At 54.1% G+C, this 26,011-nt stretch carries 23 protein-coding genes; 14 read left to right on the forward strand and 9 right to left on the reverse strand.

Annotation, left to right across the window (positions count from 1 at the left end; genetic code table 11):
- Positions 1-6: 6 nt before the first annotated feature.
- From rluB to ABLV78_RS10595, 4 genes are all read left to right on the forward strand, one after another.
- A complete protein-coding gene (rluB, locus tag ABLV78_RS10580; RefSeq protein WP_045393170.1) occupies positions 7-909 on the forward strand; it encodes a 23S rRNA pseudouridine(2605) synthase RluB in 903 nt (300 codons plus the stop codon).
- A gap of 178 nt (positions 910-1,087) precedes the next feature.
- On the forward strand, positions 1,088-2,449 hold the full coding sequence (locus ABLV78_RS10585) for an MFS transporter (protein WP_047045019.1): 1,362 nt from the start codon (positions 1,088-1,090) through the stop codon (positions 2,447-2,449).
- Positions 2,450-2,467: 18 nt separating this feature from the next.
- Positions 2,468-4,819, forward strand: coding sequence for a beta-glucosidase family protein (locus ABLV78_RS10590; RefSeq protein WP_047045018.1), 2,352 nt, complete (start codon positions 2,468-2,470; stop codon positions 4,817-4,819).
- Positions 4,820-4,841: 22 nt separating this feature from the next.
- Complete coding sequence (locus ABLV78_RS10595; RefSeq protein ID WP_045393162.1) at positions 4,842-5,816, forward strand: helix-turn-helix transcriptional regulator; 975 nt, start codon at positions 4,842-4,844, stop codon at positions 5,814-5,816.
- On the opposite strand, the gene cobO is transcribed toward ABLV78_RS10595, so the two are convergent.
- The gene (cobO, locus tag ABLV78_RS10600; RefSeq protein ID WP_045393160.1) at positions 5,788-6,378 is read right to left on the reverse strand and encodes a cob(I)yrinic acid a,c-diamide adenosyltransferase; all 591 of its coding nucleotides are present in this window, start codon (positions 6,376-6,378) and stop codon (positions 5,788-5,790) included. The genes ABLV78_RS10595 and cobO overlap by 29 nt on opposite strands.
- Positions 6,375-7,136 (reverse strand): YciK family oxidoreductase, encoded by a 762-nt coding sequence (locus ABLV78_RS10605; RefSeq protein WP_047045014.1) that lies wholly within the window; start codon positions 7,134-7,136, stop codon positions 6,375-6,377. The genes cobO and ABLV78_RS10605 overlap by 4 nt, the downstream gene beginning before the upstream one ends.
- Positions 7,137-7,387: 251 nt before the next feature.
- On the opposite strand from ABLV78_RS10605, the gene sohB reads away from it, so the two are divergent.
- On the forward strand, positions 7,388-8,434 hold the full coding sequence (gene sohB, locus ABLV78_RS10610) for a protease SohB (protein ID WP_047045013.1): 1,047 nt from the start codon (positions 7,388-7,390) through the stop codon (positions 8,432-8,434).
- Positions 8,435-8,515: 81 nt separating this feature from the next.
- On the opposite strand, the gene ABLV78_RS10615 is transcribed toward sohB, so the two are convergent.
- Positions 8,516-8,767 carry a YciN family protein gene (locus tag ABLV78_RS10615; protein WP_015366222.1) on the reverse strand — a complete coding sequence of 84 codons (252 nt, stop codon included), beginning with the start codon at positions 8,765-8,767 and terminating at the stop codon, positions 8,516-8,518.
- 410 nt (positions 8,768-9,177) lie between these two features.
- On the opposite strand from ABLV78_RS10615, the gene topA reads away from it, so the two are divergent.
- The 4 genes from topA to acnA all read left to right on the forward strand — a co-directional run bounded on the left by topA (position 9,178) and on the right by acnA (position 16,519).
- Positions 9,178-11,775: a type I DNA topoisomerase gene (topA, locus tag ABLV78_RS10620; RefSeq protein ID WP_045393156.1), complete on the forward strand. Its 2,598-nt coding sequence runs from the start codon at positions 9,178-9,180 to the stop codon at positions 11,773-11,775.
- A 312-nt stretch (positions 11,776-12,087) separates the two neighbouring features.
- Positions 12,088-13,062: an HTH-type transcriptional regulator CysB gene (cysB, locus tag ABLV78_RS10625; RefSeq protein ID WP_015705738.1), complete on the forward strand. Its 975-nt coding sequence runs from the start codon at positions 12,088-12,090 to the stop codon at positions 13,060-13,062.
- A 245-nt stretch (positions 13,063-13,307) separates the two neighbouring features.
- Positions 13,308-13,466 carry a YmiA family putative membrane protein gene (locus tag ABLV78_RS10630; protein WP_072056445.1) on the forward strand — a complete coding sequence of 53 codons (159 nt, stop codon included), beginning with the start codon at positions 13,308-13,310 and terminating at the stop codon, positions 13,464-13,466.
- Positions 13,467-13,846: 380 nt separating this feature from the next.
- Positions 13,847-16,519 carry an aconitate hydratase AcnA gene (acnA, locus tag ABLV78_RS10635; protein ID WP_047045010.1) on the forward strand — a complete coding sequence of 891 codons (2,673 nt, stop codon included), beginning with the start codon at positions 13,847-13,849 and terminating at the stop codon, positions 16,517-16,519.
- 46 nt (positions 16,520-16,565) lie between these two features.
- Here the strand turns inward: acnA and ribA are convergent, their stop codons facing one another.
- Positions 16,566-17,156, reverse strand: a complete 591-nt coding sequence (gene ribA / locus ABLV78_RS10640; protein WP_015366227.1) for a GTP cyclohydrolase II — start codon at positions 17,154-17,156, stop codon at positions 16,566-16,568.
- A 163-nt stretch (positions 17,157-17,319) separates the two neighbouring features.
- Here ribA and pgpB point away from each other — a divergent pair, with 163 nt between their 5' ends.
- From pgpB to yciH, 5 genes are all read left to right on the forward strand, one after another.
- Entirely contained in the window at positions 17,320-18,078 is a 759-nt protein-coding gene (pgpB, locus tag ABLV78_RS10645) for a phosphatidylglycerophosphatase B (protein WP_045393152.1), read from the forward strand.
- Positions 18,079-18,220: 142 nt separating this feature from the next.
- On the forward strand, positions 18,221-18,529 hold the full coding sequence (locus ABLV78_RS10650; protein WP_045374686.1) for a LapA family protein: 309 nt from the start codon (positions 18,221-18,223) through the stop codon (positions 18,527-18,529).
- A 6-nt stretch (positions 18,530-18,535) separates the two neighbouring features.
- Positions 18,536-19,705 carry a lipopolysaccharide assembly protein LapB gene (lapB, locus tag ABLV78_RS10655; RefSeq protein WP_047045008.1) on the forward strand — a complete coding sequence of 390 codons (1,170 nt, stop codon included), beginning with the start codon at positions 18,536-18,538 and terminating at the stop codon, positions 19,703-19,705.
- 194 nt (positions 19,706-19,899) lie between these two features.
- Complete coding sequence (gene pyrF / locus ABLV78_RS10660) at positions 19,900-20,637, forward strand: orotidine-5'-phosphate decarboxylase (RefSeq protein WP_045393148.1); 738 nt, start codon at positions 19,900-19,902, stop codon at positions 20,635-20,637.
- A complete protein-coding gene (yciH, locus tag ABLV78_RS10665; protein WP_045393146.1) occupies positions 20,637-20,963 on the forward strand; it encodes a stress response translation initiation inhibitor YciH in 327 nt (108 codons plus the stop codon). Before pyrF ends, yciH begins: the two co-directional genes overlap by 1 nt.
- A 113-nt stretch (positions 20,964-21,076) precedes the next feature.
- Here yciH and osmB read toward each other — a convergent pair whose 3' ends face one another.
- From osmB to ABLV78_RS10690, 5 genes are all read right to left on the reverse strand, one after another.
- Positions 21,077-21,295: an osmotically-inducible lipoprotein OsmB gene (gene osmB, locus ABLV78_RS10670; protein ID WP_032688354.1), complete on the reverse strand. Its 219-nt coding sequence runs from the start codon at positions 21,293-21,295 to the stop codon at positions 21,077-21,079.
- A gap of 266 nt (positions 21,296-21,561) precedes the next feature.
- Positions 21,562-22,311 (reverse strand): DNA-binding transcriptional regulator YciT, encoded by a 750-nt coding sequence (gene yciT / locus ABLV78_RS10675; RefSeq protein ID WP_045393144.1) that lies wholly within the window; start codon positions 22,309-22,311, stop codon positions 21,562-21,564.
- A 70-nt stretch (positions 22,312-22,381) separates the two neighbouring features.
- Positions 22,382-22,564, reverse strand: coding sequence for a YciZ family protein (locus tag ABLV78_RS10680; protein ID WP_045393142.1), 183 nt, complete (start codon positions 22,562-22,564; stop codon positions 22,382-22,384).
- 149 nt (positions 22,565-22,713) lie between these two features.
- The gene (locus ABLV78_RS10685) at positions 22,714-24,648 is read right to left on the reverse strand and encodes an exoribonuclease II (protein ID WP_047045001.1); all 1,935 of its coding nucleotides are present in this window, start codon (positions 24,646-24,648) and stop codon (positions 22,714-22,716) included.
- Positions 24,649-24,729: 81 nt separating this feature from the next.
- The gene (locus ABLV78_RS10690) at positions 24,730-25,890 is read right to left on the reverse strand and encodes a carboxymuconolactone decarboxylase family protein (protein ID WP_047044995.1); all 1,161 of its coding nucleotides are present in this window, start codon (positions 25,888-25,890) and stop codon (positions 24,730-24,732) included.
- Positions 25,891-26,011: the final 121 nt, after the last annotated feature.

Here is a 26,011-nt window from a genome sequence, read left to right on the forward strand (position 1 = left end):
AGCTCTATGAGCGAGAAATTACAGAAAGTGCTGGCTCGTGCTGGCCATGGCTCCCGCCGTGAAATTGAAACTATCATCGAAGCTGGCCGCGTCAGCGTGGATGGTAAGGTCGCAACCCTCGGCGATCGCGTAGAAATCGTACCTGGTTTGAAAATTCGTATCGACGGTCATCTTATTTCGGTAAAAGAATCTGCCGAGCAGATTTGCCGGGTATTGGCCTATTACAAACCAGAAGGCGAACTCTGCACCCGTAACGACCCGGAAGGGCGCCCGACGGTATTTGACCGTCTGCCGAAACTGCGCGGCGCGCGCTGGATCGCGGTAGGTCGCCTTGATGTGAACACCTGCGGCCTGCTGCTGTTTACCACCGATGGTGAACTGGCGAACCGTTTGATGCACCCAAGCCGCGAAGTCGAGCGTGAGTACGCCGTTCGCGTTTTCGGCCAGGTTGATGAAGACAAACTGCGCCAGCTGGCGCGTGGGGTACAGTTAGAAGATGGCCCTGCAGCATTTAAAACGATTAAGTTCACCGGCGGTGAAGGGATCAACCAATGGTATAACGTCACTCTGACCGAAGGCCGCAACCGCGAAGTGCGTCGCCTGTGGGAAGCGGTCGGCGTTCAGGTTAGCCGTCTTATCCGCGTACGCTACGGCGATATTCTGCTGCCGAAAGGCCTGCCGCGCGGCGGCTGGACGGAACTGGATCTGGCTCAGACCAACTATCTGCGTGAACTGGTGGAGCTGCCAGCGGAAACCGAAAGCAAAGTGGCGGTGGAGAAAGATCGCCGTCGCATGAAAGCGAATCAGATTCGCCGTGCCGTCAAGCGTCATAGCCAGACCAGCGGCAATCCGCGTCAGGGTAATAACGGTAACCGCCGTTCCAGCACCCGCAACAAGACTAACGGCTAATGCTGTCCGTTCCGGCGGTCTCCCGCCGGAACGCTCCTCCTTTATCCCTTCGCTTGTGACATTTTTCACACTTTTGCATAAAGACAAGAAACAGGAATTACGCAGACAAATAACGCAAAGTGATGTTATTAGCGTCGCCATATACTGTCGGCACTGATTACAAAACAGGTAGCCCGCAATGAGTACAACAACAAAGTTATCGGCAAGCTATGTGGTCATCGGCGTAAAAGAAAAGATAGGCTATGGCTTAGGTGATTTCGCCTCTAATTTATCGTTCGGTTTTGTCTCTTTATTCCTGCTATTTTTTTATACGAATATTTATGGCATCAGCGCGGTACAAGCGAGCCTGATCTTTGTGATTGCCCGGGTGATTGACGCAATATTTAATATCCTGATTGGCTTTGCAATTGATAAGACGCAGAGTAAATATGGCAAACTACGTCCCTGGCTATTATATGGTGCGATACCGTTAGGTTTTTTAACCGTGCTGTGTTTTGTGCCGTTTGGCGGGGAGGCTAAATTTTATTTCGCGCTTGCTTCTTATACCATTTATTGTCTGGCCTATACGGCGGTTAACACGCCTTATTCGGCATTGACCAACCGCCTGACGCAGCATGAAGCCTCGCGCTCGTCGCTGTCGGTATACCGCTTTGTGTTGGCGATTGTCGGCTATCTGATTGTTTCCACGACCGCCGACTGGCTGATTTCGCCTTTTAACGATAAACAAATGGGCTATGTCTTTGCCGTTTCCTGTTTTGCGCTGTTAGCGACTTTTATGTTTCTTGCCTGTTTTGCCATGACCACGGAGCGAGTTGGCGAAGAGGATAAAATGAATGCGCCGACGCTTCGTGAAATGTTCCGTGCGGTATTAGGTAATGCGCCACTAATTCATCTGTCATTATTTACCGTATTTTTCTATATCGCTTATACCGTATGGATGGCGATCGCCATTTACTTTATTAAATACATCATCGGCAGCGAAGGTTTCACCGCTACTTTCTTCATGGTTCAGTCAGGCGCTTATATCATTGGTACCATTGTTTCCGAGAAAGTGATTGCGCTAATGGGGAAAAAGAAAATGGCGCTAATGGCATTGTTAATTGGCGTGCTGGGAGTGCTGATGCAATATTTTATCGCCGGTAATAATCTGTGGCTGATAATGATTGGCGTGTGCCTTTACAGCATTACGCTAGGCATGGGCTTTGTCGCCATGTGGTCGATGATTGCCGACACCGTCGAATATGCTGAATGGCATCACGGCGTACGCTCTGAAGGCGCAATCTACGGTTTCTTTAACTTCATCACCAAAATTGCGATGGCGATTGGCGGCGGTTGTGCGGGCTGGATGCTGGATCTCTATCACTATGATGCGGGTAATGTGACCAGCGATGCAATTAATGGCATCAATATTCTGATGACGCTTTTCCCCGGCGCGATGTTCGCCATCAGCGCCATCTTCGTGGCCTGCTATTCGTTGGATGAAAAAACCTATCGCGATATTGTGCAAAAAATCAGCCTGCGTAAGCAAAATGCGCTTTAACCTCAAGGAGTCAGAGAGATGAATAACGATTTTAGTACCCTTATCGCCGCCATGACGGCAGAGGAAAAAGTGGCGCTGCTGACCGGCAGCGGCCTGTGGCGCACGGCTTCGTTGCCGCAGCATGGTATCCCCGATATCGTGATGACCGATGGTACCTACGGCGTGCGCTATAGCAGCGCGCAAATAGATGGTAATGAAAAGTGGAGCATGGATGACTTCATCTCGGTGATTACTCAAACCGCCGACCAGGCCAGCGCCGATGAGCCTGTCGCGAAGGGCGGCAGTGAAGCATTGTTCAGCGCCTCGCTGCCGGCCACCTGTTTTCCGAATGGCTCCAGTCTGGCCTGTAGCTGGGATGTTGAACTGGTACGGGAGATGGGGGAAGCGCTGGGTCGCGAATGCCAACAGATGGGGGTGGGCATTCTATTGGGGCCGGGAATTAACATTCGGCGCACCCCGCTGGCTGGACGCGGCTATGAATACTACTCTGAAGACCCGATCGTCAGCGGTGATATCGCCGCGGCGCTAATTAACGGCTTACAGGCCGAAGGCGTCGGCGCCAGCCTTAAACATTTTGCCGCCAATAACTCCGAGTATCGGCGTACCGAAATGGATTCGATTATTGAGGAGCGAGCGCTGCGTGAAATCTATCTCGCCGGATTTCAACGAGCGATTGCCAAATCCCGGCCGTGGACGGTGATGTCTTCTTATAACCGTCTTAATGGCGTCCAAACATCGCAGGATCCGTTCTTACTGACCCAGGTATTGCGTGATGAATGGGGATATGACGGTCTGGTGATGTCCGACTGGTACGGTATTAAAGACCGTCCGGCATCGCTGCTTGCCGGCAACGACCTGGCGATGCCGGAAACCCGCCGGGACAAACAAACCCTGCTGGCGGCCATCACCTGCGGCGAGGTACCGATGTCGGTGGTTGACCGGGCTTGTTTGCGGATGCTGGAGCTGGTCGATAAAGTACAACGACATCGCCGGCCGCAAATGCGCGCTGACTTTGCCGCACACCATGCGTTATCGCAGCGTTTAGCGGCAGAATCCATCGTATTGCTGAAAAATGAAGACAACCTGCTGCCGCTGAAACCACATAAAACCCCGCGCATCGCGGTGATCGGTAAGCCCGCACAGGAGCCGGTTATTCAGGGCTCAGGTTGTGCCACCACGGTTCCGTATTTGCTCGACCGTCCGCTGGATGAGATTTTCGATCTTGCCGGGGACGACTTTAAGGTCACGTGGTCGCCGGGCGCGCCAGACGACAACCAAAGCGACGAGCAGCCTCTGGCGCAGGCGCGCGATGTTGCCGGGGCCGCCGACGTGGCAGTGGTTTTTGTCAGCACGGCGGTTGGCGAAGATGGCGAAAATGGCGATCGCCAGGATCTGAATATTCTCCCCGCGCACGAACAGCTGATCCGCGAGGTCGCTGCGGTACAGCCGAACGTGGTGGTGGTGTTGGCCAACAGCGATGCGGTGGTGATGCCATGGCTTGGCGAATGCCGGGCGCTGCTGGAAACCTTCTTCGCCGGACAGGGGATGGGGCGCGCCGTTGCTGAAATTCTCTTCGGTAAGCGCAACCCCTGCGGTAAGCTGACCGTCACGGTGCCAAATACGCTCGAAGAGACGCCCGCCTGGCTGCAGTATCCTGGGGAAAACCTGCGCCATCATTATGGCGAAGGGCTATTTGTCGGCTATCGCTATTACGATAAGCGCAGTCTTACGCCTCTTTTCCCGTTTGGCTTTGGCCTGAGCTATACCCAATTCAGCTATGCCAATCTTTCGCTTTCCACAGCGCGGCTTGCCGAAGGCGACACCCTGTATGTAGCGTTTGATTTAACGAATACCGGCGATTATGAGGGCAAAGAGATTGTACAACTGTACGTTGCGGCCCCGAAGGGGGAGCTTATCCGCGAGGTTCGCGCGCTGAAAGCCTTTTGTAAAGTGTCGTTGCTGGCGGGAGAAACGCGTCGGGTCGAGCTCGCGCTGCCTGTCGCTGATTTAGCCTGCTATCATCCGGGGCTGGCGGATTGGCTGCTGACCCCTGGGCAGTGGCAAATCTACGTGGGCGCTTCGTCACGCGATCTTCCATTAACGGCAAGCGTTAAGATTGATTGCCCTGCGCGCTACGTACCGTTACGCGACGACAATTCTCTCCAGCAGCTTATTCAACAGCCGGAAGCCTTTGCCCGCGTGGTGACGCTGATATCGGCGAAAAGCGGTGTAGCGCCAGACCTGGTACGGGAAAAGCTTATCCGCCTGGCCCCGGATCTGTTCTGTGGTTTGCTGATTGCATTGACTGAATTCCTGGCGCTGGATATCGATCGCAATGAACTCAATGCCGTGCTGGCGGGTCATCAATAAACAAAAGTTCAGGAGGTAATCCGTGTTCCCGTTTTCGGTGACGCATCCTCGTCAGGTAACGCAAAGCGGGCAGCCGGCGACCAATAGCGGCTACGAGCTGATCGCCTTCGACGCCGAGAAACTCAACGTCTTTGCCGCCGAGGTACGCTACTGCGAACCTCACTGGCACCCGGCGCCGGAGCTAATCACCGTCCTTCATGGCGGTTTTACGCTGGCCGTCGGTCAGCGGGAGTGGCTATTGCGCGAGGGCGATATGCTGTATATCAACGCGGAGGAAGTGCATTCACTCTGCGCGGAGATGGCCGGTAGCCAGCTGGTCACCGTGCAATTTTCGCCAGGTCTGTTTGATGAAATGCATCCCTCTCCGCGGCTGGAGTGGTGTACCGCCGGACGTATTGCGCAGAACGCGGATTGGCAGGTGCGCCAGCGGCTAACGGCGCTGCTGCAACAGCTCGTCGATAACCGTACGCCATTCCAGCGCATCGCGGCAATTTATTTACTGCTTGATGCGCTGGTGACGGCAGGGGAGCCGCAGGAGCGCGAAGAGAGCTCGCTACGCGAAGAGTCGATGATTAAAAAAGGCATTGATTATATTAATCTGCATTACGATCGGCCACTGACGTTGAGCGAAGTGGCCGAGCACAGCGGCATGAGCTATTCGTGGTTTTCCCGGCTGTTTAAGCGGGTGAGTCGTTACAACTTTAAAGAGTATCTGACCCTGGTACGGCTGAATAAGGCCCGTAATCTGCTGCGGGATACGCGTACGCCGATAACCGAAATCAGCCATAGCTGCGGTTTTCAGGAGCACAAATACCTGATCGCCGCCTTTAACAAATACTGCGGACTGACGCCGACCGAGTACCGTAAACGCTTTGTTTCGCGGCAAAACGTCCTCGACCAGCAGCTGGCGCTCGGCGAGGACTGTGTATGCCTGCCATTAAACGGCCAACTGCTGGCGCGGCTGGCGGTTAGTAATCAATCCCCATCTGCGCTTTAACCCCCGCGTCAAAGGCATGCTTTATCGGGCGTAGCTCGCTGACGGTATCGGCTAACTCGATAATTTCGCGATGGCAGCCGCGCCCGGTAATCATCACCGTTTGGTGCGCAGGGCGGTTTCTCAGCGCCGTCAGCACCTCTTCCAGCGGCAGATAGTCATAGGCCACCATGTAGGTAAGTTCATCCAGTAGTACCAGATCCAGGCTGTCGTCGGCCAGCATACGCCGCCCGTGCTGCCAGACATCGAGGCAGGCAGCGGTATCGCTTTCGCGATTTTGCGTATCCCAGGTAAATCCAGTGGCCATTACCTGAAACTCGACGCCGTGCGGCTCCAGTAAATTACGCTCGCCGTTAGGCCAGGTACCTTTGATGAATTGCACCACGCCGGCTTTTTTGCCGTGTCCAACCGCGCGGGTGACGGTACCGAAGGCGGCGGTAGTTTTGCCTTTGCCGTTTCCGGTAAATACCATGATCAGCCCGCGTTCTTGCTGGGCGGCGGCGACCCGCGCATCGACTTTGTCTTTTACCCGCTGCTGGCGCTCGCGGTAACGTTGATCGCTCATTGGGATATCCCTGGTTTACGCCCTGGCTGGGCATCAAAGGTCATACCGGTTTTACGTCGGCTATCGTCGCCCATCAGCCATAAATAGACCGGCATGATATCGGCAGGGGTTTTCAGCTTTTGCGGATCTTCGGTCGGGAAAGCGCTGGCGCGCATTTTGGTGCGCGTCCCGCCAGGATTAATACAATTTACCCGCAGATGACGGCTTTGGTACTCTTCGGCCAGTACCTGCATCATCCCTTCGGTGGCGAATTTCGAGGCCGCGTAAGCGCCCCAGTTGGCGCGGCCCTGGCGGCCAACGCTGGAAGAGGTAAACACCAGCGAACCGGAATCAGACTTGAGTAATAAAGGAAGAAGCGCCTGGGTGAGCATAAAAGTGCCATTAACGTTCACCTGCATCACCTGCTGCCATACCTCAGGATCCTGCTGGTCCATCGGACATACGTCGCCAAGCAGGCCCGCGTTGTGCAATACGCCGTCGAGACGCGGGTAGTGAATGGCGATTTTCTGCGCCAGCTGCTGGCACTCCTGCGGCGTGCAGGTCAACAGGTCGAGAGTGAACCAGCGTGCCGCAATACCGCCAGCCTGTTCAATTTCTTGCGCGACGCCGCGCAGCTTTTCTTCATTGCGGCCGACCAGTACCACGCTTGCGCTGTAGCGCGCATAGGTAAGGGCGGCTTCACGGCCGATGCCGTCGCTGGCGCCGGTGACCAGAATGATACGGTCTTTAAGTAGGTGAAACTGCGGTTGATAGTGCACGGCGACTCCTCTGCTGGCCTGCTTATGGCCACATCTTATTCGGTATCTTACTTTTGCGCTTTATGCCTCAAACGATTGATGATTGCAATCAGTCAAAGGGAAACTCTTCGCAGAATTAATATCTTGCAACGATTTCATTGCGACAAAAAAAACGGGAATGCGCCTCGCAGCGCACGGAAAGCGCAGAGACTTGATGATAAAGGCTGATGTACACTGTGCGTCAACGTCAGTGCTTTACACAAGGTGAAAACGTGGAATTACTTGCTCAATACGGCTTATTTTTAGCCAAGGCTGCGACTATCGTCGTTGCCATTGCGGTTATCGCCGCCATTATCGTTAATCTGACTCAGCGTAAGAAGCAGCGCGGCGAGCTGCGGGTGACGAATCTTAGCGAGCAATATAAGGAGATGAAAGAAGAGCTGGCGGTGGCGCTGCTGGATGGCCCGCAGCAAAAACTCTGGCATAAAGCGCAGAAGAAAAAGCATAAGCAGGAAGCCAAGGAAGCCAAAGCGCGGGCAAAATTGGGCGCCGCGGAGCCCAGCGGCAAGGCGCGTATCTGGGTGCTGGATTTTAAAGGCAGCATGGATGCCCACGAGGTAAGCGGTCTGCGCGAAGAAATTACGGCGGTGCTGGCTTCGGCGAAGGCGCGTGACCAGGTGGTGGTGCGTCTGGAAAGCCCCGGCGGGGTGGTTCACGGCTATGGCCTGGCTGCATCGCAGCTGCAGCGCTTACGTGATAAACAGATCCCACTGACGGTTGCGGTCGATAAGGTCGCTGCCAGCGGCGGCTATATGATGGCCTGCGTGGCGAACAAAATCGTCTGCGCGCCGTTTGCTATCCTTGGCTCGATTGGCGTAGTGGCGCAGATCCCCAACATCAATCGCTTCCTGAAAAACAAAGACATCGATATTGAACTCCATACCGCCGGGCAATATAAACGCACGTTAACCATGTTGGGTGAAAACACCGAGGAAGGCCGGCAGAAATTCCGCGAAGATCTCAATGAAACCCATCAGCTTTTTAAAGATTTCGTACATCAGATGCGCCCGTCGCTGGATATCGAAAAGGTAGCGACCGGCGAGCACTGGTACGGCGTGCAGGCGCTGGAAAAAGGGCTGGCGGATGCGGTACAGACCAGCGATGAACTCCTGTTGAGCATGATGGATAACCATGAAGTCATTAGCGTGCGTTATCAGCAGCGTAAGAAGTTGCTCGACCGCGTTACCGGTAGCGCGGCGGAAAGTGCTGACCGTCTCTTGTTGCGCTGGTGGCAGCGTGGGCAAAAGCCGTTAATGTAAAGAAGACAACGCGAGGCTAATACCTCGCGTTGCTGTTTCTGGCTGGCTTAAGCCGAGAGCCGGCCCATCAATGACTGGCTATTAATCAACCAGGTGATACTTATCTGACAACTCATGAGCGAGATACTTGAACATGTTAAATACGGCAGTGCTCTTCGCAGTCGGCAAACCTTGCTCATCAAGATAAAACTCGCCGCTGAACACCAAAACCCCGTTACGCTGAACGACGTTGGTGGCTTCAATTCCGGCTAACGTATCTTCATGATCGCGAATGAGTTGATTGGCAATTTCAAGTAACGCCTGGCGTTCGATGGGTTGGGTTGTACCTTGCATAACGGACTCCTGTAGTTCTTCGCCGGTAGTCTACGCCGCGAGAGGGCAACGGGCAAATTTTCCATTGATTGTGCAGGGGTAATTGCAACTGGCTAAGAAACATCACTTTACTGGCGGAGTTGGCTTTTGCATGCTAATAAAGTTGCGTAACGAATTTTATCAGGTACAGTGTGACGCTTTCAGCGATCTGGCAACAGATTTGCTTGACATTCGGCCAAAAATTCTTCGTGCTATGCAACCTGGCTCGCTAAAGCCAGCAAACTCAGCTATCTGGTTTTATGGATGTGAAACTGGGCGTGCAGAGGGTTGATATCCATCGACGTGGCCGCAACATATCAGGCACGTCGCTAGTGGATGGTGAATCAATGTGCGATGTATTCCTGGATGAATTAAATTAGGTAAAGGTGAATATGGGTAAAGCTCTCGTTATCGTTGAGTCCCCGGCAAAAGCCAAAACGATCAATAAGTATCTGGGTAATGACTACGTGGTGAAATCCAGCGTCGGTCATATCCGCGATTTGCCGACCAGTGGCTCAGCTTCCAAAAAGAGCGCCGACTCTACCTCCACCAAAGGGGCTAAAAAGCCTAAAAAGGATGAACGTGGCGCTCTGGTCAACCGCATGGGTGTAGACCCATGGCACGACTGGAATGCGCATTATGAAGTACTTCCGGGTAAAGAAAAGGTAGTTTCAGAACTCAAACAGTTGGCGGAAAAAGCCGACCACATCTATCTCGCAACCGACCTTGACCGCGAAGGGGAAGCCATTGCCTGGCACCTGCGGGAAGTTATCGGTGGTGATGAGCAACGGTACAGCCGCGTGGTGTTCAACGAAATCACCAAAAACGCGATTCGTCAGGCCTTTGAGAAGCCGGGCGAGCTGAATATCGATCGTGTTAATGCCCAGCAGGCGCGCCGCTTTATGGACCGCGTGGTGGGGTATATGGTTTCTCCACTGCTGTGGAAAAAAATTGCCCGCGGTCTGTCCGCTGGCCGCGTGCAGTCTGTCGCAGTCCGCCTGGTCGTGGAGCGCGAACGTGAAATTAAAGCCTTCGTTCCGGAAGAGTTCTGGGAGATCGACGCCAGTACTACCACGCCGGGCGGTGACGCGTTACCGTTGCAGGTGACTCACAAGAATGACAAGCCGTTCCGTCCGGTTAACCGTGACGAAACCATGGCGGCCGTCGCGCTGCTGGAAAAAGCGCGATATAGCGTGCTGGAGCGCGAAGATAAGCCGACCAGCAGCAAGCCGGGCGCGCCGTTTATCACCTCCACGCTGCAGCAGGCCGCCAGTACCCGTCTTGGCTTCGGCGTGAAGAAAACCATGATGATGGCCCAGCGTCTGTATGAGGCCGGCCATATTACCTACATGCGTACCGACTCTACCAATCTGAGTCAGGATGCGCTGAATATGGTACGCGGCTATATCGGCGATAACTTCGGCAAAAAATACCTGCCTGAAAGCGCGAATCAGTACGCCAGCAAAGAAAACTCGCAGGAAGCGCACGAAGCGATTCGTCCTTCTGACGTGAATGTGATGGCGGAATCGCTGAAAGACATGGAAGCCGATGCGCAGAAGTTATATCAACTGATTTGGCGTCAGTTCGTCGCCTGTCAGATGACGCCGGCAAAATACGACTCAACCACCCTGACGGTACAGGCTGGCGAGTTCAAACTAAAAGCCCGCGGTCGTACGCTGCGCTTTGACGGCTGGACGAAAGTGATGCCAGCGCTGCGTAAAGGCGATGAAGACCGGACGTTACCGGTGGTCAATCAGGGCGACAGCCTCAGCCTGGTGGAACTGACACCTGCGCAGCACTTCACCAAACCGCCTGCGCGTTTCAGCGAAGCCTCGCTGGTAAAAGAGCTGGAAAAACGCGGCATCGGTCGTCCGTCCACTTATGCGTCGATCATTTCGACCATCCAGGACCGCGGCTATGTACGCGCCGAGAACCGCCGCTTTTACGCTGAAAAAATGGGTGAAATCGTCACCGACCGTCTGGAAGAAAACTTCCGCGATCTGATGAACTACGATTTTACCGCACAGATGGAAGACCGCCTCGATCAGGTGGCCAATCATCAGGCCGAGTGGAAACAGGTACTGGATAACTTCTTTGGCGATTTCACTTCCCAGCTACAAACGGCTGAGAAGGATCCTGAAGAAGGCGGTATGCAGCCGAACCCAATGGTGCTGACCAGCATCGACTGTCCGACCTGCGGGCGTAAAATGGGCATTCGTACCGCCAGTACCGGGGTATTCCTCGGCTGCTCTGGCTACGCTTTGTCGCCGAAAGAGCGTTGCAAAACCACCATTAACCTGGTACCGGAAAACGAAGTTCTCAACGTGCTGGAAGGCGATGATGCCGAAACCAACGCGCTGCGCGCTAAACGTCGCTGTCAGAAATGCGGCACCGCGATGGACAGCTACCTTATCGATCCGAAGCGTAAACTGCATGTCTGCGGTAACAACCCGACCTGCGACGGCTACGAGATTGAAGAGGGCGAGTTCCGTATTAAAGGCTATGACGGCCCTATCGTGGAGTGTGAGAAATGTGGTTCCGAAATGCACCTCAAAATGGGGCGTTTTGGTAAGTACATGGCTTGCACCAATGACGAATGTAAAAATACGCGTAAGATCCTGCGTAATGGCGAAGTGGCTCCGCCGAAGGAAGATCCGGTGCCTTTACCGGAACTGCCCTGCGAGAAGTCCGACGCTTATTTCGTCCTGCGCGATGGCGCGGCGGGCGTTTTCCTGGCGGCAAACACCTTCCCGAAATCACGTGAAACACGTGCGCCGTTAGTGGAAGAGTTGTACCGCTTCCGCGATCGTCTGCCTGAAAAGCTGCGTTATCTGGCCGATGCGCCGCAGCAGGATCCTGAGGGCAATAAAACGCTGGTACGCTTTAGTCGTAAGACCAAGCAACAGTACGTCTCCTCCGAGAAAGAGGGTAAAGCGACCGGCTGGTCCGCCTTCTTTATCGACGGTAAATGGACTGAAGCGAAAAAGTAACCTTCTGAATGGGCCGCGATGCGGCCCATTCTTTCTTCGATTTTCCTCGCACTACCGCCTCGTCATTGTCGCTTTATAACCGACTTATTATTTTTTGTTACCATCTATACACTGTAGATATAAATGATATAGTGGTTATAGCGAATCACTTTTTTATTATTAAATCGTCTTATACACCATCGGTCTCAGCACGCGTTGTGGCGCAGGTTCGGCGTGCCGCAGGGCATCTCTGGCATTTTGCCGCCGGCAGGCAGCAGTCTGAACGTAATGGGTATTAAGCGGATTCATTTGACGTGTTTACGGATATCAGCCATGAAACTACAGCAACTCCGCTACATCGTTGAGGTTGTTAACCATAACCTGAATGTCTCCTCTACCGCCGAAGGCTTGTATACTTCACAGCCAGGCATCAGCAAGCAGGTACGCATGCTGGAAGATGAGTTGGGAATTCAGATATTTGCCCGCAGCGGTAAGCATTTAACTCAGGTCACTCCAGCCGGTCAGGAAATTATTCGCATCGCGCGTGAAGTGTTATCTAAAGTTGAGGCCATTAAATCCGTGGCAGGCGAGCACACCTGGCCGGATAAGGGCTCGTTGTACGTTGCCACCACCCATACGCAGGCGCGTTACGCGCTCCCTGGAGTGATTAAAGGCTTTATTGAGCGTTATCCTCGGGTCTCTTTGCATATGCATCAGGGGTCGCCGACGCAGATTGCAGAAGCGGTTTCGAAGGGTAATGCCGACTTTGCCATTGCTACCGAAGCGCTGCATCTGTACGACGATTTGGTGATGCTGCCGTGCTATCACTGGAACCGTTCAATTGTAGTGACGCCGGACCACCCGCTCGCTTCGAAAGGTTCGGTGACCATTGAAGAGCTGGCGCAGTATCCGCTGGTAACTTATACCTTCGGCTTCACCGGACGTTCTGAGTTGGATACCGCGTTTAATCGCGCCGGGCTGACTCCGCGTATCGTCTTCACGGCGACTGATGCCGATGTCATCAAAACCTATGTGCGCTTAGGGCTTGGCGTTGGAGTTATTGCCAGCATGGCGGTCGATCCCGTGTCCGATCCAGACCTGGTAAAACTCGATGCCAATGGTATTTTCAGCCACAGCACCACCAAGATAGGCTTCCGCCGAAGCACCTTCCTCAGGAGTTATATGTATGATTTTATTCAACGTTTTGCGCCGCATTTGACGCGAGATGTGGTCGATACGGCCGTGGCGCTACGTTCGAATGAGGATATAGAGGCCATGTTCAAAGATATTAAACTGCCGGAAAAATAATCGAATTGATAAATGGCATTTCCTCCGGGGAGTGCCATTTTCTATTATGGACCTTATCAGAACTTATAAACCTCGTTGTAATCACATTTCTACGGATTTTCACTTCGTTATTTCTCCAATATACCCGCTGCGATCAAAATAACGGTTAAAAGCCTTTTACCTGTTCCTGAATTAGCTGGATCTATTTTATATATCTTATTAAGATTTATCTGTACCTGATGATTTTAGCAATTGGTGGTGATGAAATGATAAACAATATCGATTATGCAAAGCTCGCGATGTCGTATGAACGTCACAAAGCGGAAATCGATCCAACGCTGCGCAGTCAGGTCTGGGGCTCACTACTGATGGGGCTTAGCGCTTTCTGGTGCATCGTTGCATTATTCATCTGGATTATTAGCTAAAGCAGTTTATCAGAGAAGGTTATATTTCACTTTTGTGACAAAAGGAGGTTGGTAAAATTAGCACCCGGAATTGTGGAACACGGTGGAAGAAATTATTTTCCGACTTATCAGCTTTAAATGTTAATCCATCCTGAGCTAATCATTGTCTATCCGTGATTAGCTCTTTTTCTTTTCCCGTTCAGAGAATAGGATCGGAACTTACTCAACCTCATCAAATATCTCCGTGCTGTAACACTGTTATCTTCAAAATTTCTGAACTGTATGGTTTTGTCAATTTTAGCAATTTGAGTTGTTATCAAAGTGTTATGTCAAGTTTGTGTTATCTTTTATAAAGACCCTGAGGAGTTCAGGGCATGCATCCCTGTGATAAAGGAGGAGCTATGTCGTCAACACTACGAGCAGCCAGTAAGGATACGCTACAGGTCAAAGACAAAACCTACCATTACTACAGCCTGGCGCTGGCCGCTAAACAACTGGGCGATCTCACCCGACTGCCCAAATCCCTCAAAGTTCTGCTTGAAAACCTCCTGCGCTGGCAGGATGGCGAGTCGGTGACGGAACAAGATATTCAGGCGCTGGCCGGCTGGCTGCAGAAAGCGCATGCCGACCGCGAAATAGCCTATCGTCCGGCGCGCGTATTGATGCAGGATTTTACCGGCGTACCGGCGGTGGTCGATTTAGCCGCCATGCGTGAAGCGGTAAAACGGCTGGGCGGCGATACGGCAAAGGTGAATCCGCTCTCGCCGGTTGACCTGGTGATTGACCACTCGGTAACGGTGGACCGTTTTGGTAATGAAAACGCCTTTGAAGATAACGTGCGCCTTGAAATGGAGCGAAACCACGAACGTTATGCTTTCCTGCGCTGGGGGCAGCAGGCCTTCAGCCGCTTTAGCGTTGTGCCTCCGGGAACCGGGATCTGCCACCAGGTGAACCTTGAATATCTCGGCCGTGCCGTGTGGAGCGAACTACAGGATGGCGAATGGGTGGCTTACCCGGATACGCTGGTGGGTACAGATTCGCACACCACCATGATTAACGGTCTGGGCGTATTAGGGTGGGGCGTCGGCGGGATTGAAGCGGAAGCGGCGATGCTTGGGCAGCCGGTATCCATGCTCATACCTGATGTCGTCGGTTTCAAGCTGACCGGTAAACTGCGTGAGGGGATCACCGCGACTGACCTGGTGCTGACAGTGACCCAGATGCTGCGCAAACATGGTGTGGTTGGCAAGTTCGTAGAATTCTACGGCGACGGTCTCGACTCGTTACCGCTGGCCGACCGGGCCACCATTGCGAATATGTCGCCAGAATATGGCGCGACCTGCGGCTTCTTCCCGATCGATGCGGTAACTCTCAGCTATATGCGCCTGAGCGGGCGCAGCGAAGAGCAGGTGGCATTGGTTGAAGCTTATGCCAAAGCGCAGGGGATGTGGCGCCAGACGGGCGATGAGCCGGTATTCACCAGCACCCTGGCGCTGGATATGGGTACGGTTGAGGCCAGCCTCGCCGGGCCGAAACGGCCGCAGGACCGCGTCGCGTTGGGCGATGTGCCGAAAGCGTTTGCCGCCAGCAACGAACTGGAAGTGAATCAAACGCAAAAATCGCGTCAGCCGGTTGATTATACTCTCAATGGGCAACGCTATTCGCTGCCGGAAGGCGCGGTGGCGATTGCGGCAATCACTTCATGTACCAATACTTCCAACCCGAGCGTGTTGATGGCCGCCGGCCTGCTGGCGAAGAACGCCGTTGAGCGTGGCCTGAAACCGCAGCCGTGGGTGAAAGCCTCGCTGGCGCCGGGTTCGAAAGTGGTTTCTGATTATCTGGCGCATGCCGGTTTGACGCCTTATCTCGATGAATTGGGCTTTAACCTCGTAGGGTATGGTTGTACAACCTGTATCGGTAACTCCGGGCCGCTGCCGGAACCTATCGAAGAGGCAATTAAAAAAGGTGACCTGACCGTGGGGGCGGTGCTCTCCGGTAACCGCAACTTCGAAGGTCGTATCCATCCGCTGGTGAAAACCAACTGGCTGGCGTCGCCACCGCTGGTCGTGGCCTATGCGCTGGCTGGCAATATGAACATTGACCTGACCCGTGAACCGCTTGGGGTTGGTAAAGACGGTAAGCCGGTGTTCCTGAAGGATATCTGGCCGAGCGGCGAGGAGATTGCTCGCGCGGTGCAGCAGGTTTCCACCGAGATGTTCCGTAAAGAATATGCCGAAGTCTTCGAAGGTACCGAGGAGTGGAAAGCTATTCAGGTAGACCGTTCCGATACCTATCGCTGGCAGGATGACTCTACCTATATTCGCCTGTCGCCATTCTTTGATGAGATGGGCGTTGAGCCGAAACCGGTAGAAGATATTCACGGCGCGCGGATCCTGGCGATGTTAGGCGATTCGGTGACCACCGACCATATCTCTCCGGCAGGAAGTATCAAGGCAGACAGCCCTGCAGGACGCTATTTGCAGGAGCACGGCGTGGCGCGCGCCGATTTCAACTCTTATGGTTCACGACGTGGCAACCATGAGGTGATGATGCGCGGTACCTTTGCCAATATTCGTATCCGTAACGAAATGGTGCCGGGCGTGGAAGGGGGGATGACGCGTCATTTACCAGACACGCAGCCTGTTGCCATCTACGATGCGGCTATGCTGTATAAAGCCGAGGGCACGCCTCTGGCGGTGATTGCCGGTAAAGAATATGGTTCAGGTTCCAGCCGCGACTGGGCGGCAAAAGGGCCGCGTCTGTTGGGCGTGCGGGTAGTGATTGCCGAGTCCTTCGAGCGTATTCACCGCTCCAACCTTATTGGCATGGGGATATTACCGTTGGAGTTTCCGCAAGTCGTGACGCGTAAAACGCTACAGCTGACCGGCGAAGAGCGGATCGATATCAGTAACCTGCAGGCGCTGCATCCTGCGGCAACGGTTCCAGTCACCATCACCCGCGCCGATGGACAGCAGGAGGTCATTCAGTGTCGCTGTCGTATCGATACCGCGACTGAACTTACCTACTATCAGAATGACGGCATTCTGCATTATGTGATTCGTAATATGCTGTAAAAGAAAGGGCCAGCGAATGCTGGCCCTGATTCATTCTGGAGCTGACTTATTTATTCAGCAGATGCCCCATCTTGGCCGCTTTGGTATCCAGGTAGTGTTCGTTTTTCGGGTTACGGCCGACGATGAGCGGAACGCGTTCGACGATATTGATTCCCGCCTCGGTCAGAATTTCGACTTTCTTCGGGTTGTTGGTCAACAGTCGAACCTGCTCAACGCCGAGCAGTTTGAACATATCGGCGCACAGCGTAAAATCGCGCTCATCGGCGGCAAAACCTAGCTGGTGGTTGGCTTCGACGGTATCGTAGCCTTGATCCTGAAGCGCGTAGGCGCGAATTTTATTCAGCAAACCGATATTTCGGCCTTCCTGACGATGATAAAGCAGGATCCCGCGCCCCTCTTCAGCGATGTGCGACAGCGCCGCTTCCAGCTGAAAACCGCAATCACAACGCAGACTAAAAAGGGCATCGCCCGTCAGACATTCTGAGTGTACGCGAGCCAGTACCGGGGCTTGCCCCGAAATATCGCCATACACCAGCGCGACATGATCCTGCCCGGTTGCCAGTTCTTCAAAGCCCACCATCAGGAAATCGCCCCAGGGGGTTGGCAGTTTGGCTTCTGCCACACGTTTAAGCTGCATGTGATTCTCCAGATTCTGACAGCACCTGAATGTGCTTTCTGTTTACTACTATTTTGCCACAACGCCGCGACGTTCTCCTAATTACCAACGACCGCCTGCGCGGAAAGCGCACAAACGATCTACTTTCCGTTATGATATTCAGAAGGAAAGAGAAGGAGATATGATGCTGTTGATTGCCAAAAGGACCGCCATCGGGGCGGCGCTATTGCTTGTTATGCCCGTTATAGTCTGGCTCTCCGGCTGGCAGTGGCAGCCGGGTCAAGCCCCGGCCATGTTGAAAATGTGGTACTGGGTGACTGAAACCGTCACCCAGCCGTGGGGAATAATTACTCATGTAGCGCTATTTGGCTGGTTTTTGTGGTGTTTACGGTTTCGTCTGCGCGAAGCGCTGGTGCTGTTTCTCATTCTCGGCGCCGCCATCCTGGCAGGTCAGGGGCTTAAATCCTGGATCAAAGAACGGGTGCAGGAACCACGGCCATTTGTGATTTGGTTAGAAAGAACCCAACAGGTACCGGTGGCGCAATTCTATGAGTTAAAACGTAAAGAACGCGCTAAACTGGTGCATGAGCAATTGGCTGAACAACAGACAATACCGGGATTCTTGCGTAAACACTGGCAAAAAGAGACCGGTTTTGCCTTTCCGTCCGGCCATACCATGTTTGCCGCCAGTTGGGCGCTGCTGGGGGTAGGACTGTTGTGGCCACGTCGGCGCTGGGTGACTATCGGCCTGCTGTTGGGGTGGGCTACTGCGGTCATGGGCAGCCGCCTGGCGTTAGGCATGCACTGGCCGCAGGATCTTATCGTGGCGACCAGCCTTTCCTGGCTGCTGGTTACCGCGGCGACCTGGCTCACGCAGCGTTTTTGCGGCCCGTTAACCCCGCCTGTCGAAGAGGCGACGGATATCAAAAAACGCGCAACCTGACGCCGTTTATGTTGAATTTCGCGACACCTGGCCGCATATCATGACGGGTGTCATGCTTTTCCATTTCACCACTGCGGTGAAAATGATACTTTATAGGGCTTGAACGCGTTTTACTCGCGCAACCCACAGAACGGGAAGTCATGTGAAATATTTACTTATTTTCTTACTGGTGTTAGCTATCTTCGTCATTTCTGTGACGCTGGGTGCGCAAAACGACCAACTGGTCACGTTCAACTATTTGCTCGCGCAGGGTGAATTCCGCATCTCCACGTTGCTAGCGGTGTTATTCGCTGCCGGGTTTGCGATTGGCTGGCTGATTTGCGGCCTGTTCTGGCTGCGGGTTCGTGTATCGCTGGCGCGCGCCGAACGTAAAATTAAACGCCTGGAGCAGCAGATCGCGCCAGTGACCGTAGCGCCTGCTGATGCCGGCGTCCCTGCGGTCAAGGAATAACCTTCTATGCTGGAGTTGTTGTTTCTGCTTCTTCCCGTTGCCGCTGCCTATGGATGGTATATGGGGCGCAGGAGCGCACAACAGTCCAAACAGGACGATGCTAGTCGCCTGTCGCGTGATTACGTGGCCGGGGTCAACTTCCTGCTGAGCAATCAGCAGGACAAAGCCGTAGATCTGTTCCTCGATATGTTAAAAGAGGATACCGGCACCGTTGAAGCCCACTTGACCCTTGGCAACCTGTTTCGTTCGCGTGGTGAAGTCGACCGCGCCATCCGCATTCACCAAAGCCTGATGGAGAGCGCCTCTCTCACCTACGATCAGCGCCTGCTTGCCGTCCAACAACTGGGGCGCGATTACATGGCCGCCGGCCTGTACGATCGCGCGGAAGATATGTTCAAGCAGCTGGTGGATGAAACCGACTTCCGCCTGGGCGCGCTACAGCAACTGCTACAAATCTACCAGCTAACCAGCGATTGGCAGTCCGCGATTGAAGTCGCCGAAAGGCTGGTAAAATTGGGCAAAGAGAAACATCGCAGCGATATCGCCAACTTCTGGTGTGAGCTGGCGCTGCAGCAGATGGCCAGTAACGATCTCGATAAAGCAATGACGCTGCTGAAAAAAGGCGCGTCAGCGGACCGTAACAGCGCCCGCGTCTCGATTATGATGGGGCGCGTGTGGATGGAAAAAGGCGACTACGCGAAAGCGGTAGAAAACCTGGAACGGGTGATTGGCCAGGATAAAGAACTGGTTGGTGAAACCCTGGAAATGCTGCAAACCTGTTATCAGCAGTTGGGTAAGCATGAGGAGTGGGAAGCGTTCCTGCGCCGCTGTGTCGAAGAGAACACCGGGGCGACCGCGGAGCTTATGCTGGCGCAAATTATCGAGCAGCAGGAAGGCGCCGAGGCCGCACAGAGCTATGTGACTCGCCAGTTGGAACGCCACCCGACGATGCGCGTGTTCCATAAACTGATGGACTACCATCTTAATGAGGCGGAAGAAGGGCGCGCGAAGGCGAGCCTGGGGGTTCTGCGCAACATGGTTGGCGAGCAGGTGCGGAGCAAACCGCGTTACCGCTGCCAGAAGTGCGGTTTTACTTCCCACACCCTGTACTGGCACTGCCCGTCCTGCCGTTCGTGGGCGACTATCAAGCCGATTCGCGGCCTTGATGGCCAGTAACATCTAAAAAAAACCTGGCTTTAGTTACAACATACTTATCTGTATTTTACCGTACCCGTTTCTGTTACCACGTGCCCGCTTTTGTCTGTAGCCGGGCAAAACCAGCCTGTCATTTTCCCTGGTTCGCAGGTAGAATGCTGCCCGTTTACCTTTTTTGCGCCGTGCAGGCGCCCATCAACAATTAAGGTCCGGTCATGACGTCTACTGCTAGCTCTTCTCCTCGCGTTATCACATCTTCTCCCGTGGTTGTTGCGCTTGATTATGATAACCGCGATAAGGCGTTAGCCTTTGTTGATCGAATCGATCCGCGCGATTGCCGGTTGAAGGTAGGTAAGGAGATGTTCACGCTGCTGGGCCCGCAGTTTGTTCGCGACCTGCATCAGCGCGGCTTTGAAGTATTCCTCGACCTGAAATTCCACGATATCCCGAACACCACCGCACGCGCGGTCGCCGCCGCCGCAGAGCTTGGCGTATGGATGGTAAACGTCCACGCTTCCGGCGGCGCGCGTATGATGACTGCCGCCCGCGAGGCGCTGCTGCCGTTTGGGAAAGAGGCGCCGTTACTGATAGCGGTCACCGTACTGACCAGCATGGAGGCCAGCGATTTACAGGATCTCGGTATTACGCTTTCTCCAGCCGATCATGCTGCTAAACTGGCGGCGCTAACCAAACGCTGTGGTCTCGACGGCGTCGTCTGCTCAGCGCAGGAAGCCGTCCGCTTTAAACAAGAGTTAGGACAAGAATTTAAGTTAGTTACCCCAGGGATCCGCCCCACAGGCAGTGATGCTGGCGACCAACGCCGGATTATGACTCCGGAACAGGCGCAGCAGGCGGGGGTTGATTATATGGTAATCGGCCGACCGGTTACCCAGTCAGCCGATCCGGCTGCAACGCTTGCGGCGATCAACGCGTCGCTGAAATTGGAGGCGTAATGAGCGATTCTAACAGCCGCCTGGTTTACTCTACCGAGAGCGGACGTATCGAAGAGCCGAAAGCGGCGCCGCAAAGAGCGAAGGGCGATGGTATTGTGCGTATTCAACGCCAGACCAGCGGGCGCAAAGGGAAGGGCGTCTGCCTGATTACCGGTATCGATCTCGATGATGACGCGCTGGCGAAGTTGGCCGCTGAGCTGAAAAAGAAATGCGGCTGCGGCGGTTCACTGAAAGATGGAGTGATTGAAATTCAGGGTGATAAACGCGACTTGCTGAAATCACTGCTGGAAGCCAAAGGGATGAAAGTGAAATTAGCGGGTGGCTAAGATAATTTCTGCGAAATAAACAACAAGGCCACGGTATTTACCGTGGCCTTAATTATTTGTAGATGCGTGAGTCAGTAACTACGAAATTATTATTAATTTAATACGCGGGGTGGTTATTTACCAACCTGGTGGCCAATGATGCCGCCAACCGCTGCGCCGCCCAGGGTGCCCAGGGTGCTGCCGTCAGTTAATACCGCGCCGCCCAGTGCGCCGGCGCCTGCGCCGATTGCGGTGTTACGGTCGCGTTTAGACCAGTTAGAGCAAGCGCTCAGGGACATTACTACAGTAACCGCCAGTACGGCCGCAGCCATTTTTTTGCTCATCGAAGTCATCATTTTATTCTCCTGAATAATCTATTCATGGATACAACTTCCTTTAAGCATAGCAACTGACTATGACTTAAGGGTTATTCCATGAAACTTAAGTTGCGCAGGTGTTGCTCTAATCACGCAGGTGATAGTCACTTCCTGTTATATCGCTAATAATAATTCTACTTATTTTAAAATTTAACGTCAGGTAAAAAATCTTAATTGCAGGTCAGAATACTCTCAGACACAGAGGGGCTGCCAACGCCATTCCTGGGCGCTGGCGGAAGCGATTAGGCGGGGTTGACAATATCGAGGGTTAAACCGCTTGCGCAGAGCTGCTGGCGAATAGTTTCGCTCAGGTTATTGTCGGTGATGACGCGATTGAAACGGGCAATTGGGCCCAGTGGATAAGGATGCACGACGCTGAATTTCGAACTGTCGCTGAGCACAATAGCTTCGCACTGTTTTTCCAGCACTGCGTTAACCACATCGGCGCGCATCATGTCGCGGCCGGTAAAACCAGTTTCACTCTGCCAGCCGTCAACGCCGATAAATGCCTTGCTGAAGTGCACCTGCTGGATGCATTGACGGGTTAACGGGCCAACCATGCTTTCACTGCGTTTCTGATAAATGCCGCCCAGCAGAATGACCTCACCCGGCGTTTCCTTGAGTAAATGCGCGATATAGCTGCTAACGGTGATGATCGTGATATCACCGCGTTCCGCCAGCGTGCGGGCCAGCAGGGCGTTTGAACTGCCATTTTCGATGAACACCGTCTCTCCGGCCGCTACCAGCGACGCGGCGCGCGCGGCGAGTTCACGCTTAATGGCAAAGTTGGTCATCATGCGGGTTTCGACGTCTTCGCTATCAAGCGGTACGGCAAAGCCGTGGGTGCGGCGCAGATAGCTTTGCTTTTCCAGCGAATTCAGATCCTGACGAATAGTGACTTCGGAGACACCGGTCATCCTGGCCAGATCGGCAACGCTCATGCGGCCTTTATCGATGACCATTTGTAAAATACTTTGTTGTCGGGCGTTCATAGCTACATCACAGTTAGAGGTCTATACGGCGCCCAGCAGGCCTTCGGGCGTGCTGGGGGACAGGAATGAATCAGATTTCCCACGGCGCTTTCGTTTGCCCTGAGTCCTTCTCTGGCTCGTCGTGAGACAACGCCTGCAGCTCGGCTTTGAGGATCTCCAGGTTATGGATAGCCGAGTGATAATCTCCGGCAACCAGAATATCCAGCACGGTATCGATACGTTGGGCGAGCAGGCGGGCATTCAGATCAGACATAGCATTATCCTGGTTACAAAAATGAATGAAATCAATGATGCAAAAAACGACTGCAAAAGAGAAGCGAAAAAAACGCACATCCTTGCGCAGCTGGCGATATTCACTCAAAACGAGAAATGTATGGCCCCTGGGCAGGGGCCATAAAAGCGTTACGCCGCCGGACGGGCGATGACGCTGCGGGTTTCCATACGGACTTCAGCGATAGTCACGTCGATAACATCGGTGACTTTATAAACGACTTCACCTTTAATCTGTACGGTTCCGTTCTCCTGGCTGCAAACCAGTTCATCGCGTACCGCGTGCAGGAAAGGTGCCGGGATAAAGGCGACAGCGCCGTTATCAACCAGGCGTACGCGCATGCCGCCGCGGCTGACATCAATGATTTCTGCCGCATAACGGGTATCGGTTCCGGCTTTATCGTTGAGGAAGCGAGCGTACAGCCAATCTGCGACGTCGCGTTCCGCCATACGGTTCAGACGACGACGTTCCGCCATCTGCACGGTGACATCATCCTGCGGGCGGCCAATGGTCTCGCCTTTAATGATGGCCTTTAACAGACGGTGGTTGATCATATCGCCGTATTTACGGATTGGCGAAGTCCAGGTCGCGTAAGCTTCCAGCCCAAGGCCGAAGTGTGGGCCCGGCTCGGTGCTAATCTCAGCGAACGACTGGAAGCGGCGGATGCGGCTATCAAGGAAACCTGAAGGCTGGGCATCCAGTTCGCGGCGTAGTTTACAGAAACCTTCGAGCGTCAGGACTTCCTGCGGATCAACGTGTACATCGTGCGTTTTTAGCAGCGCGGCCAGTTGCTCGGTGTTAGCCGGGTCGAAACCGGTATGCACGTTATATACGCCGAAGCCGAGGTTATCGCGCAGCACGCGTGCCGCGCAGATATTAGCGGCAATCATTGACTCTTCAACAATGCGGTTGGCGATGCGGCGAGGTTCGGCAACGATATCCAGTACTTCACCTTTCTCACCCAACACGAAGCGATAATCAGGGCGGTCTTTGAACACCAGGGCGTGGGTTTGACGCCATTCGCTGCGGCGTTGGCAGACTTCCTGCAGCAGTTTGATTTGCTGCGCGATAGCGTCATCGGCAGGTTGCCAGGCGCCGATATTTTCCAGCCAGTTGGAGACGTCGTCATAAGCCAGTTTGGCTTTTGATTCGATGGTCGCGGCGAAGAATTCGATATTATCTTCAATGGCGCCGTCGGCTGCCAGGGTCATGCGGCAGGCGAGCACCGGGCGCACTTCGTTGGCGCGCAGCGAGCACAAATCATCAGACAGTTCGCGCGGCAGCATCGGGATATTAAAGCCCGGCAGATAGTTGGTGAAGGCGCGGATTTTCGCCGCGTTGTCCAGTTTGCTGCCCTCGGCAATCCACGCCGTCGGATCGGCGATAGCGACGGTCAGCAGCAGTTTACCGTCGTCGGCGCGCTCTACATATAGCGCATCGTCCATATCTTCGGTGCTGGCGCTGTCGATGGTCACGAACTCAAGCGCCGTCAGATCGCGACGTTCCAGTCCTTCATCGAGCATCTCGGTAGCAACGCCATTCGGCGCTTCTTTTTCCAGGTTATGACGCGCCAGCGTCACCCACCATGGCACGAAATGATCGTCGCTAAAGGTGATGAACTGCGTTAATTCGGCATAAAATCCGCGGTCGCCTTTCAGCGGATGGCGACGCATTTCAGCCACCGCCCAGTCACCCTGTTTGAAGTCGTGTTCAACGCCACGCGCGGCGCGGCAAGGGATGGCGTCTTTCAGCAGCGGATGATCAGGAACAATAGACAGGCGATCGTCTTTTTTCTGCACTTTACCGACAAAACGGGTCAGGAAAGGCTCAACCAGCTCTTCCGGCTCGGCGCTTTCACGTTCTTTTTCCGTATGGACCACGGCGATAATACGATCGCCATGCATCACTTTTTTCATTTGCGGCGGCGGAATGAAGTAGCTTTTCTGCGAGTCGACTTCGAGGAAGCCAAAACCTTTTTCCGTACCTTTAACGACCCCTTCAACGCGCGGAGTCTGGGAATGCAATTGCTGTTTAAGCTGCGCTAGCAGCGGGTTGTCCTGAAACATAATTAGGTTTTTTCGTGGCTAAAAGAGCGGCTGACATTTTTACGCGAATATGCCTGCCTCAGCAAGCGCTGTTTCAGCATTTTACGTCGCTTGACGTACCTCGCCGAGGGCGATTTTAAGCCGGTTCAGCCAGCCGCAGAGGCCGCACCACGCCAGCAGATTGATAGCCTCAATGCGGGAAAGCCCATATTCAGTGAGGGGAGTTAGCTGTGCGGCGCTAAAACGGTCCGGCGCACGGGTCAATAGCTGCGCCGCCTGCAGGAAAACGTGTTCCAAAGAATGGCTTTGCGCCCAGCGCTGAATCGTTCGTTCATCGCCGCGCAATGCTTGCAACAATCCGTTATCAGCTGTCCAGCGCGCTGCCCAGGCGTTAAAACAGCTGACGCTACCGTTGATTCGCGCCGCCAGCAACGCCGCCATTGTGCTTAAGGGCTGCGCAGAGTTATCCAGTTCAGTTAGCAGTTGATGCAGCAGCGCTAACGCCCCTTCATCCGTTGCCAGAATAGGGGCGAGAGGCTGTAGGCCGGGATGACGGTGCCATGCGGCGAGCCTTGCTTGCCTATCGTCATTGGCGTAACGCAGGTCGGCATCATCGATATCCGCAGACCACTCTCCTGTCACGTCCGTGAAGCGTTCTGACGGGGCATCTTCCTGCTGCGGCATACCCGGAAGCCAGCGTACCGGTTGTCCGAGCGCGGCCTGAAAGGCAGCTACCGCGCGGGCCTGAAAGCCCACGAAACCAATAATCTGGTTAATTAACACAATATCGCGGCTGGTCAGTCCGACCTCATCAAGCTGGCGGCGGGAGACCTCGTTGATAACCGAAGGGGAACTGGCTAACTGGCGTGCGTACTGGGTAATCTGCGCCAGTCGGCGATTACTCTCTCGTGAGGAGTCAGGGCCCGGCAACGGCGCCAGACGCGCGGCATAGTGGTTACATAAGCGCTGTACGCCGTAGACCTGAGCGACGGTCAAGGCGGTGCTGAGACGGTCGTAGGCGCTGAAGGTTTGTAATCGGGTTACCGTGACGCTGTCCGGGAAAAGTACCTTTGCCAATTGACGCGCGGGCGCCAGCCAGCCTTCATGGGGGTGGCTGACATCGGCTGCAAGCGACAGATCGAGCAAAAAACGGTCATCAACGTCAGCGGCTTCTGGCACCAGAGGAAGAACCTCGACCGGGCTGTTGGTTGACTGGGTCTCGTGATACCAGTGGTTTTTGCCATACACGCGGCGTTGCTCCATGGGCGTTCCTTGTTCGGTAGGTGGCGAACCGCCGTTTCGCGGTACCTCTATGCACAACTATCCTGGCGTAACCCTGAAGCAGGAGAAAATATTGATACGTACTAATAAATAGCGGATTGGA

The organism is Klebsiella sp. CN_Kp075 (assembly GCF_040065055.2).
GTDB lineage: Bacteria > Pseudomonadota > Gammaproteobacteria > Enterobacterales > Enterobacteriaceae > Klebsiella > Klebsiella aerogenes.

Excerpts from the sequence above, each read along its gene's own strand:
- rluB (WP_045393170.1), top strand. The coding sequence starts at position 7 with ATGAGCGAGAAATTACAGAAAGTGCTGGCTCGTGCTGGCCATGGCTCC.
- ABLV78_RS10585 (WP_047045019.1), top strand. The coding sequence starts at position 1,088 with ATGAGTACAACAACAAAGTTATCGGCAAGCTATGTGGTCATCGGCGTA.
- ABLV78_RS10590 (WP_047045018.1), top strand. The coding sequence starts at position 2,468 with ATGAATAACGATTTTAGTACCCTTATCGCCGCCATGACGGCAGAGGAA.
- cobO (WP_045393160.1), bottom strand. The coding sequence starts at position 6,378 with ATGAGCGATCAACGTTACCGCGAGCGCCAGCAGCGGGTAAAAGACAAA.
- ABLV78_RS10615 (WP_015366222.1), bottom strand. The coding sequence starts at position 8,767 with ATGCAAGGTACAACCCAACCCATCGAACGCCAGGCGTTACTTGAAATT.
- topA (WP_045393156.1), top strand. The coding sequence starts at position 9,178 with ATGGGTAAAGCTCTCGTTATCGTTGAGTCCCCGGCAAAAGCCAAAACG.
- cysB (WP_015705738.1), top strand. The coding sequence starts at position 12,088 with ATGAAACTACAGCAACTCCGCTACATCGTTGAGGTTGTTAACCATAAC.
- ABLV78_RS10630 (WP_072056445.1), top strand. The coding sequence starts at position 13,308 with ATGATAAACAATATCGATTATGCAAAGCTCGCGATGTCGTATGAACGT.
- acnA (WP_047045010.1), top strand. The coding sequence starts at position 13,847 with ATGTCGTCAACACTACGAGCAGCCAGTAAGGATACGCTACAGGTCAAA.
- ribA (WP_015366227.1), bottom strand. The coding sequence starts at position 17,156 with ATGCAGCTTAAACGTGTGGCAGAAGCCAAACTGCCAACCCCCTGGGGC.
- pgpB (WP_045393152.1), top strand. The coding sequence starts at position 17,320 with ATGCTGTTGATTGCCAAAAGGACCGCCATCGGGGCGGCGCTATTGCTT.
- lapB (WP_047045008.1), top strand. The coding sequence starts at position 18,536 with ATGCTGGAGTTGTTGTTTCTGCTTCTTCCCGTTGCCGCTGCCTATGGA.
- pyrF (WP_045393148.1), top strand. The coding sequence starts at position 19,900 with ATGACGTCTACTGCTAGCTCTTCTCCTCGCGTTATCACATCTTCTCCC.
- yciH (WP_045393146.1), top strand. The coding sequence starts at position 20,637 with ATGAGCGATTCTAACAGCCGCCTGGTTTACTCTACCGAGAGCGGACGT.
- osmB (WP_032688354.1), bottom strand. The coding sequence starts at position 21,295 with ATGACTTCGATGAGCAAAAAAATGGCTGCGGCCGTACTGGCGGTTACT.
- yciT (WP_045393144.1), bottom strand. The coding sequence starts at position 22,311 with ATGAACGCCCGACAACAAAGTATTTTACAAATGGTCATCGATAAAGGC.
- ABLV78_RS10680 (WP_045393142.1), bottom strand. The coding sequence starts at position 22,564 with ATGTCTGATCTGAATGCCCGCCTGCTCGCCCAACGTATCGATACCGTG.
- ABLV78_RS10685 (WP_047045001.1), bottom strand. The coding sequence starts at position 24,648 with ATGTTTCAGGACAACCCGCTGCTAGCGCAGCTTAAACAGCAATTGCAT.
- ABLV78_RS10690 (WP_047044995.1), bottom strand. The coding sequence starts at position 25,890 with ATGGAGCAACGCCGCGTGTATGGCAAAAACCACTGGTATCACGAGACC.